Origin of the sequence: Pseudorhodobacter sp. E13 (assembly GCF_003991405.1) — a bacterium.
In the GTDB taxonomy this organism is placed as follows: domain Bacteria; phylum Pseudomonadota; class Alphaproteobacteria; order Rhodobacterales; family Rhodobacteraceae; genus Pseudorhodobacter.
The window spans coordinates 301,822-317,039 of the sequence record NZ_RPEN01000159.1 but is presented as its reverse complement, the minus strand read 5'-3'; the positions used below and the strand labels follow the sequence as shown (position 1 = coordinate 317,039).

Sequence of the window (15,218 nt, the reverse complement as noted above, 5' to 3'; positions counted from 1 at the left end):
CCGCATATTGGTTTCGATAACACTATTACAAATCAATCACGTGGAGGAACTATCATGTCTAGAGTCGCCCTTGTCACCGGGGGGTCGCGCGGTATTGGCGCAGCGATTGCAATCGCGTTGAAGAACGCCGGCTACACGGTTGCCGCAAACTATGCGGGCAATGACGATGCCGCAGCGAAGTTCACAGCCGAAACCGGAATCAAGACCTACAAGTGGAACGTTGCAGATTATGAGGCCTCCAAAGCCGGCATCGCCAAGGTAGAGGCTGATCTTGGCCCCGTGGAAATCGTCGTGGCCAATGCGGGCATCACCCGCGATGCGCCGTTCCACAAGATGACGCCCGAACAGTGGCATCAGGTGATCGACACCAACCTGACAGGCGTGTTCAACACCGTTCACCCGATCTGGCCGGGCATGCGCGAGCGGAAATTTGGCCGTGTTGTCGTGATCTCCTCGATCAACGGGCAAAAGGGGCAATTCGCGCAAGTGAACTATGCCGCGACCAAGGCGGGCGATCTGGGCATTGTGAAAAGCCTCGCACAAGAAGGCGCGCGCGCGGGCATCACCGCCAACGCCATCTGCCCCGGTTATATCGCGACCGAAATGGTCATGGCCGTGCCGGAAAAAGTGCGCGAGTCGATCATTGCAGGCATCCCTGCTGGTCGTCTGGGCGAGCCGGAAGAAATCGCGCGCTGCGTGGCGTTCCTTGTCTCGGATGATGCAAGTTTTATCAACGGCTCCACCATCAGCGCAAACGGCGCGCAATTCTTCGTCTGATCCCATCGGACAGGGCATTCAGGGGCTGGCCACAGGCTGGCCCCTTTTTCGTGGTTGCGGTTTCATCTTGGTCCAAATACCTATCCACGGCTGACCCCGCAGAAAAGGCTTTGGAATGACTCGCCCCCGCGCCACGCTCATCGGCTTTACCGCTGTCCTGATGTGGGCGCTTCTGGCGCTGTTCACCATCGGCTCTGCCCCGGTGCCGCCCTTTCAACTCAGCGCGATCTGCTTTGGCATCGGCGGGGTGATCGGGCTCGTCTGGACGGCGCGGGGCATCGGGCTTGGCGCCTTGCGCAAGATCAGCTGGAAGGTCTATGCCTTTGGCACATTGGGGCTTTTTGGTTATCACTTCTTTTATTTCACTGCATTTCGCTGGGGCCCCACAGCCGCCACCGGGCTGATCGCCTATCTTTGGCCGCTGTTTATCGTGCTGTTCTCGGGCCTGCTGCCGGGAGAGCGTTTGCGCAAGGGCCATGTGATCGGGGCGTTTATCGCGCTGCTGGGCGCGGGGTTGATCGTGGTTGCATCGCGCGGGGATGGCGGGGCCAACTCCCTGCCTGCGCTGGCGCTGGCCTTTTTGTGCGCGTTGACATGGTCCAGCTATTCGGTGTTGTCGCGCCGTCTGGGGGCTGTGCCGACAGAAAGCGTGACGATCTATTGCCTTGCCACGGCCGCCCTGTCCTTGCTGGCGCATCTGACGCTGGAAACCACCCAATGGCCTGCCACCCCGCTGGGGTGGGGCGCGGTGCTGGCGCTGGGGATAGGCCCGGTGGGGGCTGCGTTTTTCACTTGGGATATCGGCATGAAAAAAGGCGACATCCAGCTTTTGGGTGTCGCCTCCTATGCCGCGCCGCTATTGTCTACTTTGGTCTTGGTCGCTGCGGGTATCGCGCAACCGACCGCATCACTGGCTGTCGCCACGGTGCTTATCACGGCGGGTGCGGCACTGGCAGCGCGCGCCAGTGCCGGGCGTCAGGCTATTGTGCCAGACGCGTAATCTCTTCTTTCAGCCGAAGCTTCTGTTTCTTGAGTTCAGCAACCTTAAGGTGGTCTGCACCGGGGCTACGTTCCGCTTGTTCAACCATGGATGAAAGGTTTTCATGCTTGCGGCGGAGTTCCTGCAGGTGCGAAGCAATGGTCATTCGAGTCCTCCTGTAAACGGTTTCCGTTACACCAGTGCAACATAAGTTTTACAACTTGTCACGGAAAACCGAACAGCATCGGCCACAGATTGCCGAGAACTTAGCTAAACAAATGCCCAAGCCCGTGTCCGTGCCGGAAAACCTGTTCGGCTTGGGGGGAATGGTTGTCGCGGTCGCCGGGGTGTTCGGCCCCGTCATGCAGCACGAACGGGGCCAGCAGGCGCAAGGCCCCCCGCCCGCCTTTGCGCGACCGGATCACCACACGCCCGGCCTCGCGCCCCTCGCGCGCGGCAAAGGGCAGGATGGTCACTGACCCCATGCTATCGCCCAAACCCACCAGCGCATCGCCCAGACGGTCTGCACGCACGATCAGCGTCAGCCAGCCCAAAGGCATGACGCGGCGCTTGGCGGCTGTGATCCAATCGGCCAGCAGCACCTCTTCGCGCAGGGCCAGATTGCGGCCTTCATCGGCGGCGGGGGTGCCAACGGGCGGGTAATAGGGTGGGTTGGTGATGACATGATCGAAATCGCGGCGCAGCGCGCGGGGCATATCAAGGATGGAGCCTTCGACCACCTCAAACCCCAAGCCCGCGCGCGCCGCGTTGCGCCGTGCCAAGGTGGCATAGTCGGCTTGCAGTTCCAGCCCGGCCAGCGTCAGCCCCGGCACCCGTGCCCCAAGGCACAGCGCACCTGCGCCCGCGCCACAGCCCAGATCAAGCACGCTTTGCCCCGGTTCGGCCGGGCAGCAGGCGGCCATCAGCACCGGGTCGGTTGCTGCGCGGTAGCCGCGCCGGGGTTGCCAAAGCTGCAAGCGGCCCCCGAGGAATGCGTCATCTGTCAGGTCTTCTGGCGCAAACATCCCGTAATCGAACCCTATTGCCCCGTTGGAATTTCATTATCGGTCAACACGGCCCGCGCGATGAACAGATCGCGGTCCATCACCATCAGCCGCCGTGGCAATATGCCCAAGGAGCCATCCAGTATGCTCATGTGGACGTCAATCTCAAACGTCTCTATACCCTCACCCTGCAAGAGCGCGCTGGCCCAGGCGATGATTGTCGGATCGGTCGTGCGCAAAAGCTCTTTCATACCTTGGACATAATCGTTGGGCGCGCGCCTGTCGAGGTTGCTGACATCAGCGTGAACAAGGATGGATGGGGCTGTGGTGGGTGTAAGGGGTTGAACAGGTCACAGGAAGGTGACAACCAAGGCCAGAACGGTGCAGATGGGGCAAGGCATGAACCAGACAGTCGCGAAACCGCAGGATCAACTGGCCGCTTGGCTGGCCGAGGATATGGCCGCCGTCAACGCCCTGATTCGCGCGCGGATGGCCTCGGAACATGCGCCGCGTATCCCCGAGGTGACGGACCATCTGATCGGGGCAGGCGGCAAGCGCTTGCGCCCTTTGCTGACATTGGCGGCGGCGCGGTTGTGTGGTTACGATGGCCCCTATCATGTGCATCTGGCCGCAACGGTGGAGTTTATTCACACCGCCACGCTGCTGCATGATGATGTGGTGGACGAAAGCGAAAAGCGGCGCGGACGCAAGACGGCCAATATCCTGTGGAACAACCAGACTGCCGTTCTGGTGGGCGATTATCTGTTTTCGCGCAGCTTTCAGTTGATGGTGGAAACCGGGTCGCTGCGGGTTCTGGACATTCTGGCCAATGCCTCGGCCACGATTGCCGAAGGCGAGGTGCTGCAACTGACCGCCGCACAGGATCTGGCCACCACCGAGGCGATTTATCTGCAAGTGGTGCGCGGCAAAACCGCCGCTCTGTTTTCTGCGGCGACAGAGGTGGGCGGCGTGATAGCGGGCGCGCCCGAAGATCATGTGCGCGCGCTGTTTGCCTATGGCGATGCGCTGGGGATTGCGTTCCAGATCGCGGATGATCTGCTGGATTACGGCGGGTCCGAGGCTGTGATCGGCAAAAACCCCGGCGATGATTTCCGCGAGCGCAAGCTGACTCTGCCGGTTATCAAGGCCATCGCGCAGGCCGATGCCGAGGAACGCAGCTTTTGGCAACGCACCATCGGCAAGGGCGACCAGCGCGAGGGGGATTTGGCGCAGGCCATGGCGATCATGGCCCGTCACGGCACGATGGAGGCGGCCCGCGCCGATGCGCTGGCTTGGGCGGCCAAAGCCCGCAGCGCGCTGGATATCCTGCCAGAGCATCGCTTGCGCAACGCCTTGCAGGACCTTGCGGATTACGTCGTCTCGCGCATCAACTGATTTAGTTCGGCGGCTTTGCTGCCGGGAAAAACAGACCCATCGGCCACCCACCAGTCCGGGTGGTTCCGGCCAATCGCCGCGCTGGCCGCTTTGGCCCCGGCCGCATCAGCAAAAAGCGCAAAGCAGGTGGCACCAGACCCGGACATCCGCGCGATCAACGTGCCGGGTTGCGCCTGAAGACTGGTCAGAACATCGGTGATCACCGGCGCAATGGCTTGGGCGGGGGCTTGCAGATCGTTGCGCTGGCCCCGCAGCCAAGCCGCAAGCGCTGTGGCATCGGGCCAATCGGGCAGGGCATCGGGCATCGCGGGGTGCTGCTTGGTGGTCAAGGCTTTAAAGACCTGCGGCGTTGGCACCTCTACCCGTGGATTGACAAGGGTTATCCAACATTCCGGGGTTTTCACAAAGGAAATCCGCTCTCCGATTCCGCGCATCCTTGCGGGGTGGGAGAACAGGCAGATCGGCACATCGGCCCCAAGACGCAGCACCTTGTCCCGGTCAATCTGGTGGAGGCTGTCTTCGACAGCGCTGCCCTCGCCCCCCGCGACCATAAGTCGAACAACGCCACGAATGGCCGCCGCCGCATCTGCCGAACCGCCACCAATGCCAGAGGCAGGCGGCAGGTGCTTTTGCAAGGTGAAGGCGAAACCTTGCGATGGCGCAAAAAGCCGCGCCGCCCGCAACACAAGATTATCCATATCGGCGGGCACTTCGGCCCCGAATGGCCCTTCCAGCATCAGCGAGGACACGGCTGCCGGAGCTACATCCAGCCGGTCGCCGATGCTGGCAAACACCACCAGACTGTCCAGCAGATGATAGCCATCGTCGCGCTGGCCAGTGACGTGCAGCGTCAGGTTTATCTTGGCAAAAGCCTGCTCAGTTACCATTCGCGACATCGGACAAAGACTTCGCACCCTCTTCCTTCAGCACCTCGTCAAGACCGATTTCAAGCTTGCGGCGGATGCGCACGGCGACGTCTTCTTCCGGGTCAAAGGACAGGGCGCGGCGCCATTGAAACTGGGCCTCCCGCTTGCGGCCCACGGCCCAATAGACATCGCCCAGATGGTCCGTCACGGTCGGGTCCACCGGTTCCAGCACCGAGGCGCGCTCCATCGGTTCCACGGCTTCGGCATAGCGCCCGGCAAGGAAATAGCCCCAAGCCAGACTGTCGATGATATAGCCGCTGTCAGGGCGCTGGGCGACCGCGCGTTCGATCATCGACAGCGCTTCCTCATAATTCTCGCCCCGTTCCAGAAAGCTGTAGCCAAGATAGTTCAGCACCTGCGGCTGATCCGGTTCCAACGCCAGCGCTTTGCGGAAATCGGCCTCGGCGCGTTCCCAGATTTTCTGACGCTCCAACGTGATCGCGCGACTGTAATAGACAGACCAGAACCCCGCCGGTGCAGGCTGCGGGATCAGCGCGACCGCACCGTCATAGGCGGCGCTGGCCTCGGCCCAGCGTTCGGCACCGCGCAGCATATCGGCCAAGGCCAGATGCACCGAAATCAGCGTCGGGTTGTCGCGCACCAGACCGTTCAACACCTCCAGCGCGGCTTCCAGATTGCCCGCGCCTTTCAACGACCGCGCGCGCCCGATCTCGGCGGCAAAAAAGCCGCCATCCTCACGCGGGACGGTGGCATAGGCCTCGGTCGCCAGATCAAACTGGCCTTGGTTTTCCAGCATCGCCCCGGCAAGCAAGATCGCCTCGGCATGATCCGGGCGCAGATAGGATGCCACGCGGGCATATTGCAGGGTGAACCCGTCCGATGCCTCACCGTTCAGCGCAAGCGCAAGGGTAAAGAACACCTCGGCAATCCCGTCGGTGACATTGCGCGTCACCTCAAAGGGCACAGGCTCTCCGGTTTCCAGCCGCGCGCGCAGGGCCGTCACCTCGGGGTCGCTTTCGCCGGGAAAGGCCTTGTCCAGCACCGCAATGGCGTCTTGGTTCCGCTCTAACTGGCTGAGGATCTGGATATGCGCCATGGTGCCGCGCCGCATCACGTTGATGGTGCCGCCTTCCTCGCCCGCGAAGATCTTTTCCGCCCCTTCAAAATCCCCGACCGAGGCCAGGGCCAGGGCCTTGTGGAACAGGCCAAAGGCTTGCAGCCCTTCGGTTTGCGCCATTGCGTCAAAGGCTTCCAGCGCCTCGGACATCCGGCCTGTGCCCAATTCCCCCCAAGCGCGGATCAGGCCATCCAGCAACAGGGCCCCGGTGCGGCCACCTTCCTCGGTCGCCTTCAGCGCCTCAAAATCGCCGCGCTTGGCTTGGTCGGCGATCAGCGCCAATTCGGCGGGTTGCGATTTCGCCCCTTTGGATTTCAGGCGCTGCGCCACCGCAATTGCTGCATCCAGATTGCCCGCGCCAAGCTGCGCCACAATCGCCCCATCCATCAGCCAGACATCATCAGGCGCGGCGATCAGCGCGCGGGTAAACCAATGCGCCGCCTCGCGGTAATCATCCGAGGTGCCTGCCACACGCGCGGCCAGATAGGCGCCGGGGTCGATGCCCTGCGCCTGCGCCACCAAGGGTTGCGACCACATCGCCAGCAATGCGGCGGCAAGAACGGGGCGGAACTGCATATAAAATCTCCCATAGGGTTTGGGGCAGGGTAGTGCGCGCGCGGGGGCAAGGCAATGCGACCCAGCGGTCAAAAACCGGGTTTGGCCCCTGCCTCGCGCGATTGTTAGGGTTTGCCGCGAAAGGATGGGCCGTGTGCGTGTTGGACAAGGGCCATTTGCAACGAAAAAGGGCGGGCACCATCGGCCCGCCCTTTGCCAGATGCGTCTGCGCGCGCGGCGCAGGCCCATTTACATGTTCGGATAGTTCGGCCCGTCGCCGCCCTGCGGCGTGGTCCAGTTGATGTTCTGGCTGGGGTCTTTGATGTCGCAGGTTTTGCAATGCACACAGTTCTGGAAGTTGATGACAAAGCGCGGGTCTTTGCCGTCTTCGGCCACCACCTCATACACCCCCGCCGGGCAATAACGCTGCGCGGGCTCGGCATATTCGGGCAGGTTCACCTTGATCGGGATGGCGGCATCTTTCAGCTTCAGATGCGCAGGCTGCGATTCCTCGTGGTTGGTGAAGGAAAACGCCACATTGGTCAGCCGGTCAAAGGACAGCACGCCATCGGGGCGCGGGTAATTGATCGGGGCGAAATCCTTTGCCTTGCCTGTGGCGGCGGCATCGGTCTTGCCATGGCCCAAAGTGCCAAAAAGCGAAAAGCCCAGCGTATTCGTCCACATATCGAATCCGCCCGCCATAAGCGAAGCAACAAGCCCGAATTTGGACCACAAGGGCTTGACGTTGCGCACTTTTTTCAGGTCAGCGCCAATCGCGCCGCTCCTCACCTCGGCCTCATAGGCGCTCAGTTCGTCGCTGCTGCGGCCTGCGGTGATGGCGGCATGGGCCGCCTCGGCGGCGGCTTTGCCTGACAGCATCGCGTTATGGTTGCCCTTGATGCGCGGCACGTTGACCATGCCAACCGAACAGCCCAGCAGCGCCACGCCGGGGGCGACCATCTTCGGCATCGACTGATACCCGCCTTCCGAGATTGCCCGCGCGCCATAAGCCACGCGCTTGCCGCCTTTCAGCAATTCGGCGACCATCGGGTGATGCTTGAACCGCTGGAATTCCATGTAGGGGTAAAGATGCGGGTTCTGATAGTTCAGGTGCACCACGAAGCCGACATAAACCTGATTATTCTCAAGATGATAGATGAAGGACCCGCCGCCCGCGTTGCTGCCCAGCGGCCAACCCATCGTATGGGTCACTGTGCCAAGCTTGTGCTTTTCGGGGTCGATCTCCCAGATCTCTTTCATGCCAAGGCCGAATTTCTGCGGCTCTTTGCCCTTGGACAGGTCGTATTTCGCAATGACTTCCTTGGCCAGCGACCCGCGCACCCCTTCGGACAGGAACACATATTTGCCGTGCAGCTCCATCCCCGGTTCATAGTTCGGGCCGGGGGTGCCATCGGCGGCAAGGCCCATTTCGCCCGCGATCACGCCTTTCACCTCGCCCTTGTCGCCATAAACCAGCGCCGAGCAGGACATGCCGGGGAAAATCTCAACCCCCAAACCTTCGGCCTGTTCGGCCATCCAGCGGCAGACATTCGCCATCGACACGATGTAATTGCCGTGGTTGTTCATCAAGGGCGGCATCGGGAAATTGGGGATGCGAATTTGCCCCGCCTCGCCCAGCATGTAGAAATTATCCTCAACCACTTCGGTCTTGATCGGGGCACCCATGTTGCGCCAATCGGGCAGCAGCGCATCAAGGCCCGACGGGTCCAGCACCGCACCCGACAGGATATGCGCCCCCACCTCGGACCCTTTTTCCAGCACAACCACGTTCAGATCGGCATCCAGTTGCTTCAAGCGGATCGCAGCGGACAGCCCGGCAGGCCCGGCCCCGACGATCACAACGTCATATTCCATCGCCTCGCGCTCGACTTCGGCCATCTGAAAACTCCCTTGCATCTTTGTGGCGCAAACGCGCACCTATCCGTCACATTCTTGCGTGACTGGCTAGCCCAGCCAGATCACAGTTTCAATCTTTACCGCATATCAAAGCCTGTAAATCCGCGCTGATCCAGCCTATACGTTGCGTCCTTGCGCCTAAGCGCGGCAATGGGCCGCGCAAGCCTTGCCATTCCTCTTGCAATTGCCGCGTGGCTGCTATTGGGTAAGGCGCAGCAACCCAGAAACGAGGTCATGGCCCGCAACGGCCGTGGCTTTCTTACTTTTACGTGTAGGCCTATGGAAAAAATTCCGATGACGCGCGCGGGCTTCAACGCGCTGGACGAAGAACTCAAGGTGCTGAAGTCGGTGGAACGCCCGGCTGTGATCCGCGCGATTGCCGAAGCGCGGGAGCATGGCGACCTGTCGGAAAACGCCGAATATCACGCTGCCCGCGAAAAGCAGAGCTTTATCGAAGGGCGGGTGAAGGAGTTGGAGGCGATCTTGTCGCTGGCCGAGGTGATCGACCCGACCAAGTTCACCGGCACCGTGAAATTCGGCGCCACCGTTACGCTGGTGGACGAAGATACCGAGGAAGAGCGCACCTATCAGATCGTCGGGGAACCCGAGGCGGATCTTGAAAAAGGCTTGCTCAACATCAAATCCCCGCTGGCCCGCGCCTTGATCGGCAAAGACGAAGGCGACACGGTCGAGGTGAACACCCCCGGCGGCCAGCGCAGCTATGAAGTGCTTTCGATCAAATTTGTCTGATCCGTGCTACATGGGTGGACTAAGGGGTTCAGGTGAGAACGACAGATGAGTGACGCAGGGCAACAGGCCGCAAAGCGCGGCGCACCACTGCCAGCAGAGCGGAGCAAGCCGCATCTGTCAGAGATGATCGCTCTGGCCTTTGCTGTGGTTTGGGTGGTTGCGGTGGTTGCCCAGCTTGTCATGGCGCCGGAAAGCGTGATGACGGGGCCCTTATCGATTCTGATGACGCTGTTGGTGGTGTTTTTGCCGCTGGCATTGCTGTGGGGCATTGTGGCCACGGCGCGCACCATCCGCGCCCTGCGGGACGAAGCGGCGCGGTTGCAAGTGGCGGTGGATGCAATGCGCCACGCCTATGTCGTAGGCCAGCAGGGCGGGGCGACAAGCAACCCATCGGTGGAAAAGAAGCTGGACGAAATTGCCGCCGCGCAACGCAAGACCGAAAGCGCACTGGCCATGTTCACCTCGCGCCGCGACACGGCTTTGACGGTGCCTTCGGCAGATCGCAAGGCCGCGCTGTCGATCCCGATCAAATCGGCTGCCGATGAACAGCCCACGCTGGCGCTTGGCACACCCGCCGAAGAATTGCGCGCGCCGCTGTCGGTGGCCGATTTTGTGCGCGCCTTGCACTTCCCCGAAAGCGCGGAGGATAAAGCCGGGTTCCGTGCCCTGCGGCTTGCGCTGGAGGATCGAAAGACCTCGCGTCTGATCCGCGCGGCGCAGGATGTGCTGACCCTGCTCAGCCAGGAAGGCATCTATATGGATGACCTGAAGCCAGAGCGCTGCCGCCCCGAGGTTTGGCGCCGCTTTGCCAGTGGCGAACGTGGGCGCGAGATTGCACCGCTGGGCGGGATTCGCGATCGCTCCAGCCTTGCGCTTTCGGCGTCGCGCATGCGCGAAGACCCGGTATTCCGCGATGCCGCGCATCATTTCCTGCGCAGCTTTGACAAGACCTTTGCCGAATTTGAAAAGAACGCCACCGATGCGGAACTGGCAGACCTTGCCGAAACCCGCACCGCGCGCGCCTTCATGCTGCTGGGGCGGGTGACGGGGACGTTTGACTAAAGCGTTTTGACCATGGTGGTCGAGCGGGTGAAATTGAACACATGCCGCAACACCCCCAGATTTTCGCTGCGCAGCGCCTCAAATCCAAAGCGTTCATACAAGGCGCGGGCGCGGGGGTTGGTATCTATCACATCCAGCCGCACCGCCGGATAATTGCGCTGCCGCGCTTCGGCGCAGATCGCCTCCAGCAGCAGGGTGCCAACACCTTGGCCGCGTGCTTGCGGGGCGACGCAGATACCATCCAGCAAAAACCGTTGGTTCTCGACATCCCGCGTCAGCAGGGCCAGCAATGCCGCGCGCCAGCTTGCGCCAAACAGGCCATAGACGGCGCGCATATCTGCCATCTCGCCCCCGGCAAAAGACCCGTTGGCCGTCTTGAACCCGACAAGCCCAAGCAGATCGCCCCGGTCTGACAGGGCCACAAAGGCATGATCGCTGCGCAAAACCCGTTCCAGAAAGCGGATGGCCTTGGGTTTTGGCCCCAACACCCGCCCCAGCTTGCCGCCAAAGGCCTCCCAATACAGGGCGGCTGCCTCTGGGCGCAAATGCTCGGGCAGGCCGCGGCGCAGCGAAACCGTCATTGCAGGCGCGGATCGCCCGCTTGCACCAGCAAAACGCCGTGATTGTCATTGGTGTCGGTATCGGTGATCCGCTTCGTCTTGACGCCCGGCAATTGCCCGAAAGCGTTCATCAGCTTTTTCGGATACCATGTGCTTGGCAGGCCTTCGAAACCCGGCACACCGCGCAGAATCTTGGAGGTGGCAACCGTGCATTGCGCCTTGGGCACGGCCCCGTATTCCATCGCGCGCCGCATCACCAATTCGGCAACTTCGGGCGATACTTCGATGGTTTGTTCAATCACATCAAAGGTTTCGCGGGCATGATAGTCGATGTAGAAATCCACCATCAGGGGCGTCATGCCAAAATGCACATCGTTGCGTTCGGGCAGGCGCGGGTGGCGCCATGTGCCCGCCGGGTCAAACATGACGCGCTGAGAACCGTTGATCAGCAAGCCCGCATGCGCGCCAGAGCCGTCGCGGGTTGCCAGAACGGTGTAAAGCGTGATCGAGGGCGGGCCGCCATGCACATAGCGCGCGCGGGCCACATCTGCATCCGGCGCCCATGTCGGCTGTGCCGTGCCGCAGGCGGCCAGAAACAAAATGGCGACAAAGCACATATACAAACGGCGCATAGCTATCCCTTTCGGCGCGCGAAACGCGCGCCGCCAAAATCATGGAGCCAAAAGAAAATTAGGCGTTGGCCAAAGCCAGGAAGATCAGAACACCGATCGAAATCGCGGCACCCCAAGTGACCATACGGATAAACCCTGCAAAGGCCTTTTCCTGTGCTTTGATATCCATGCTGCCGTGCTTGTGTTCAGCCATTGTGGCATCTCCCCTAAATTCCAAGTTCTTTCGTCCTTTACCCGATTCATTCTGCCCTGTCACGGGGGCAGGCAAAATGCCGCAAAAGCGCGGCGCTCAGGCCTCACCCAAATCCTGCGCCAGCCGAAAGCCTATCCGGCGGGCGGGCTCTTCGGCGGGGGATTGTTTGGAAACGGCGCGCAGGGCCACGTTCAACTGGGTTACATGCTGCACCAGTTGCATCCGCGCGCCCTCCTCATCCACACCGTAGAAGGTCAGGATATCGGGGTCGAAATAGCCCAGACCTTCGATCCGCAGCACACCTGCCGTGCTGCCGGTAAAGCCCATGGCCACCTCGTGATTCTGGTCCAGTTGCTCTTCAAAATTCTTCAGATACAGGATCACCCGCTCATACGCCCATTCCGCCGGGCTTTTCTGCGAGACGGGCTTGTCGGCAACCGCCTTGGGCAGGGGCAGTTGTTCGGCGGTGGCGGGCGCATTTTCACTGCAATGAACCACGCGGGCATGTGGCATGGCGCTGGCCTCCATCGCCTCGGCGGCGGTCATTATGTCATCTGTCATGCATCACCCAAGTCCAAGCGCCTGTCTCGTTCATGGTCCGGCAAACCTCGCCGCGATGCAAGAGGTGGTTCAGATGCGCCACCGCCTCAACCAGCGCCAGCCCATAGGCGCCGCCGGTGATGTCACGCTTGAAGATGGGCAAAAAACACTCGGCAGCGGTGTGGGGTGTCGACAGATGCGCGCGCAACCGGTCCAGCGCGCCGTGGTGGTTTTCAATCATCTGGTGCAGGCGCAGCGGCAGGCCGGTGAAGGGCAGCTTATGGCCGGGCAGCACCAGTTGATCGTCACGGGCCAAGGGTTGAAAGGCCGCGCAGCTTTCCAACCATTCGCCCAAAGGGTCGGCATCGGGTTCGGTCGGGTAAACCCCGATATTGGCAGAGATAGAAGGCAAAAGCTGGTCGCCGCCCAGCACCAGATTGTCATCTTGTGACCAGAAGGTTGCGTGTTCCGGCGCATGGCCGTTGCCCATGCGGATGGTCCAGCGCCGCCCGCCCATGGTGATCGCTTGCCCCTGTTGCAGGCGGGTGAAGCCAAGCGGCAGCGGGGCCACCACATCGGCAAAGTTGAACGGGCGTTCGGCCATGCGCTGCGCCAGCAGGTCCGGGGCCATGCCTGCCGCGCGCCAAAACGCCACCTGTTCCGGCAGGGGGGTGGGTTGTTCATCCAGCACCAGCATCCGCGCGTAAAGCCACGCGGTGCGAGTGGTGTGCAGCGCGGCCCCTTGTGCCTGCAACCAGCCCGCAAGGCCGATATGGTCGGGGTGGTGATGGGTCACGATCACCCGCGTTACCGGCTTGCCCCCCAAAGGCCCGGCCAGCAGGCGTTGCCAGATCGCGCGGCCGCGTTTGCTGTCAAAGCCGGTGTCGATCACCGTCCAGCCGGGGCCATCATCCAGCGCAAAGATATTCACATGGTCCAGCGCCATCGGCAGCGGCAGCCGCATCCACAGCACGCCGGGGGCGATTTCAATGGCCTCGCCTTCGGCGGGTGGGTCTGCGTAGGGATAGCGGATGCCTGCCGCCATCACATTCACGCGGCAAGATCCTCATCCGTGAGGGCATAAAGCTCGGCAGCACCGGCGCGAGCTTGGGCCAGCAAGGCGATATGTTCCGGCAACAGGCGCTTGATCGCCACGCGGGCGAGGGCCGTGCGCGGGCCATCATGCCCCTCGGCCATGGCGGCGCGCAGGTGGAAATGGCTGCCAAGCACGCGGGCAAAGGCGCGTTGATAGGCCACGGCCCCGGCAAAACGGTCGTTCATATCTTGGCCGACCAGCAACTCCGTCGCCTCGCGCAGGCTTTCGGCAGCGTTCCAGACTGCGGTGGCCATATTGGGATATTGGGCGCGCACGCTATGGGCGTTTTGTTCGATTTCCTCGATCAGGCGGAAGGCGGCCTCGCCCCCGTCCATCATCTTGCGGCCCACAAGGTCCATCGCCTGAATGCCGTTGGTGCCTTCGTAAATCGCTGTCACCCGGACATCGCGCAGGTATTGGGCGGCGCCGGTTTCCTCGATAAAGCCCATGCCGCCATGCACCTGAATACCCATGTCGGCCACGGCAATCCCGGTTTCGGTGCCGAAGGATTTGTTGACAGGTGTCAACAGAGCCGCGCGCGCCGCCCATTCGGCCGACCCTGTGGCCTTTGCCATATCAATCGCCACGGCGCAGGACAGGGCGATGGCGCGGGCGCTGAACACCTCGGCTTTCATCACCGCCAGCATGCGGCGCACATCGGCGTGGTCGATGATCGCGCCAGAGCCTGCCACCGGCGTTTTGCCCTGCTTGCGGTCTTTTGCATAGGCCAGCGCGTGCTGATACGCGCCTTCTGCTGCGGAAATCCCCTGAATACCCACACCCAGACGGGCGTTGTTCATCATGGTGAACATCGCGGCCATGCCCTTATGCGGCTCACCCACCAGCCAGCCCTTGGCCCCGTCATATTGCATGACAGCGGTGGGGGAGCCGTGAAGGCCCATCTTATGTTCCAGACTGACAACTTGCAGGGAATTGCGCGCGCCTAGGCTGCCATCGGCATTCGGGATCACCTTCGGCACCATGAACAGGCTGATGCCCTTGGTCCCCGGCGCACCATCGGGCAGGCGGGCCAGCACCAGATGGCAGACGTTTTCGGTAAAATCATTATCACCCCAGCTGATATAGATTTTCTGCCCAGAAATCGCATAGGAGCCATCGCCATTCGGTTCTGCCTTGGTCCGCAGCGCGCCCACGTCACTGCCCGCTTGCGGTTCGGTCAGGTTCATCGTGCCGCACCATTCGCCGGAAATCAGCTTGGGGATATACAGCGCCTTGATCTCATCGCTGGCGTGATGTTCCAGCGCCTCTATCTGGCCTTGGGTCATCAGCGGGTTCAATTGCAGCGACAAACAGGCCGACCCCATCATTTCATTGACGGCGCTCGTCAGCGCCATCGGCAGGCCCATGCCGCCAAATTCGGGGCTGGCCGCGATGCTGACCCAGCCACCTTCGACAATCGCGCGATAGCCATCTGCAAAACCGGGAGAGCAGCGCACAACCCCGTTTTCCAGCCGCGCCGGGTGCAGATCGCCGGGGCGCTGCAAGGGGGCCAGAACCGTTTCGCACAGCTTGCCTGCCTCGGACAGGATCGCCTCGACCGTGTCGGGGGTCGCTTCGGCAAACATCTCTGTCTTGGCGACCTGATCGAAACCCACCACATGGTCAAAGAGGAACTGAAAATCGGTCAGCGGTGCGCGATAGGGCATAAAACTCTCCTCAGGCATAAATACGGGCATGAGCTTGGCAAATGAACCTTACACAAGTATGTCCGGTAAGCGGCAAGACTAACGCCG

17 protein-coding genes are annotated in these 15,218 nt (G+C 61.7%); 5 read left to right on the top strand and 12 right to left on the bottom strand.

Annotated features, from left to right (window positions below; all coding sequences use genetic code 11):
• Positions 1 to 54: 54 nt before the first annotated feature.
• Positions 55 to 777, top strand: coding sequence for an acetoacetyl-CoA reductase (gene phbB, locus EGN72_RS17675; RefSeq protein WP_127050019.1), 723 nt, complete (start codon positions 55 to 57; stop codon positions 775 to 777).
• Between the two features lie 115 nt (positions 778 to 892).
• Positions 893 to 1,777: a DMT family transporter gene (locus EGN72_RS17670; protein ID WP_127050018.1), complete on the top strand. Its 885-nt coding sequence runs from the start codon at positions 893 to 895 to the stop codon at positions 1,775 to 1,777.
• Here EGN72_RS17670 and EGN72_RS17665 read toward each other — a convergent pair.
• From EGN72_RS17665 to EGN72_RS17655, 3 genes are all read right to left on the bottom strand, one after another.
• On the bottom strand, positions 1,758 to 1,922 hold the full coding sequence (locus tag EGN72_RS17665) for a YdcH family protein (RefSeq protein WP_127050016.1): 165 nt from the start codon (positions 1,920 to 1,922) through the stop codon (positions 1,758 to 1,760). The genes EGN72_RS17670 and EGN72_RS17665 overlap by 20 nt on opposite strands.
• A gap of 100 nt (positions 1,923 to 2,022) precedes the next feature.
• Positions 2,023 to 2,781: a tRNA1(Val) (adenine(37)-N6)-methyltransferase gene (locus tag EGN72_RS17660; protein WP_127050014.1), complete on the bottom strand. Its 759-nt coding sequence runs from the start codon at positions 2,779 to 2,781 to the stop codon at positions 2,023 to 2,025.
• A 14-nt stretch (positions 2,782 to 2,795) separates the two neighbouring features.
• On the bottom strand, positions 2,796 to 3,011 hold the full coding sequence (locus EGN72_RS17655; RefSeq protein WP_127050012.1) for a DUF2007 domain-containing protein: 216 nt from the start codon (positions 3,009 to 3,011) through the stop codon (positions 2,796 to 2,798).
• 148 nt (positions 3,012 to 3,159) lie between these two features.
• Between EGN72_RS17655 and EGN72_RS17650 the strand changes: the two genes are divergently transcribed.
• On the top strand, positions 3,160 to 4,155 hold the full coding sequence (locus EGN72_RS17650; RefSeq protein WP_199743775.1) for a polyprenyl synthetase family protein: 996 nt from the start codon (positions 3,160 to 3,162) through the stop codon (positions 4,153 to 4,155).
• Here EGN72_RS17650 and EGN72_RS17645 read toward each other — a convergent pair.
• From EGN72_RS17645 to EGN72_RS17635, 3 genes are all read right to left on the bottom strand, one after another.
• A complete protein-coding gene (locus EGN72_RS17645) occupies positions 4,131 to 5,042 on the bottom strand; it encodes a 4-(cytidine 5'-diphospho)-2-C-methyl-D-erythritol kinase (RefSeq protein ID WP_127050010.1) in 912 nt (303 codons plus the stop codon). The two genes, EGN72_RS17650 and EGN72_RS17645, sit on opposite strands and share 25 nt — an antisense overlap.
• Positions 5,032 to 6,735 (bottom strand): tetratricopeptide repeat protein, encoded by a 1,704-nt coding sequence (locus EGN72_RS17640; protein ID WP_127050008.1) that lies wholly within the window; start codon positions 6,733 to 6,735, stop codon positions 5,032 to 5,034. Before EGN72_RS17640 ends, EGN72_RS17645 begins: the two co-directional genes overlap by 11 nt.
• Before the next feature lie 228 nt (positions 6,736 to 6,963).
• Positions 6,964 to 8,613, bottom strand: a complete 1,650-nt coding sequence (locus EGN72_RS17635; RefSeq protein WP_127050006.1) for an electron transfer flavoprotein-ubiquinone oxidoreductase — start codon at positions 8,611 to 8,613, stop codon at positions 6,964 to 6,966.
• A gap of 297 nt (positions 8,614 to 8,910) precedes the next feature.
• Here EGN72_RS17635 and greA point away from each other — a divergent pair, with 297 nt between their 5' ends.
• Together greA and EGN72_RS17625 are read left to right on the top strand one after the other, a co-directional pair.
• On the top strand, positions 8,911 to 9,381 hold the full coding sequence (greA, locus tag EGN72_RS17630; RefSeq protein WP_199743774.1) for a transcription elongation factor GreA: 471 nt from the start codon (positions 8,911 to 8,913) through the stop codon (positions 9,379 to 9,381).
• 45 nt (positions 9,382 to 9,426) lie between these two features.
• Positions 9,427 to 10,443, top strand: coding sequence for a hypothetical protein (locus tag EGN72_RS17625; RefSeq protein ID WP_127050002.1), 1,017 nt, complete (start codon positions 9,427 to 9,429; stop codon positions 10,441 to 10,443).
• Here the strand turns inward: EGN72_RS17625 and EGN72_RS17620 are convergent.
• The 6 genes from EGN72_RS17620 to EGN72_RS17595 form a co-directional block, all read right to left on the bottom strand.
• The gene (locus EGN72_RS17620) at positions 10,440 to 11,024 is read right to left on the bottom strand and encodes a GNAT family N-acetyltransferase (protein ID WP_127050000.1); all 585 of its coding nucleotides are present in this window, start codon (positions 11,022 to 11,024) and stop codon (positions 10,440 to 10,442) included. The two genes, EGN72_RS17625 and EGN72_RS17620, sit on opposite strands and share 4 nt — an antisense overlap.
• Positions 11,021 to 11,635 carry a hypothetical protein gene (locus tag EGN72_RS17615; protein WP_127049998.1) on the bottom strand — a complete coding sequence of 205 codons (615 nt, stop codon included), beginning with the start codon at positions 11,633 to 11,635 and terminating at the stop codon, positions 11,021 to 11,023. Before EGN72_RS17615 ends, EGN72_RS17620 begins: the two co-directional genes overlap by 4 nt.
• Before the next feature lie 58 nt (positions 11,636 to 11,693).
• Positions 11,694 to 11,828: an aa3-type cytochrome c oxidase subunit IV gene (locus EGN72_RS17610; protein ID WP_127049996.1), complete on the bottom strand. Its 135-nt coding sequence runs from the start codon at positions 11,826 to 11,828 to the stop codon at positions 11,694 to 11,696.
• Between the two features lie 96 nt (positions 11,829 to 11,924).
• Complete coding sequence (locus EGN72_RS17605; protein ID WP_127049994.1) at positions 11,925 to 12,389, bottom strand: DUF6173 family protein; 465 nt, start codon at positions 12,387 to 12,389, stop codon at positions 11,925 to 11,927.
• Positions 12,379 to 13,413 carry an MBL fold metallo-hydrolase gene (locus tag EGN72_RS17600; RefSeq protein ID WP_127050508.1) on the bottom strand — a complete coding sequence of 345 codons (1,035 nt, stop codon included), beginning with the start codon at positions 13,411 to 13,413 and terminating at the stop codon, positions 12,379 to 12,381. The genes EGN72_RS17605 and EGN72_RS17600 overlap by 11 nt, the downstream gene beginning before the upstream one ends.
• 5 nt (positions 13,414 to 13,418) lie before the next feature.
• The gene (locus tag EGN72_RS17595) at positions 13,419 to 15,131 is read right to left on the bottom strand and encodes an acyl-CoA dehydrogenase (RefSeq protein WP_127049992.1); all 1,713 of its coding nucleotides are present in this window, start codon (positions 15,129 to 15,131) and stop codon (positions 13,419 to 13,421) included.
• Between the last annotated feature and the right edge of the window lie 87 nt (positions 15,132 to 15,218).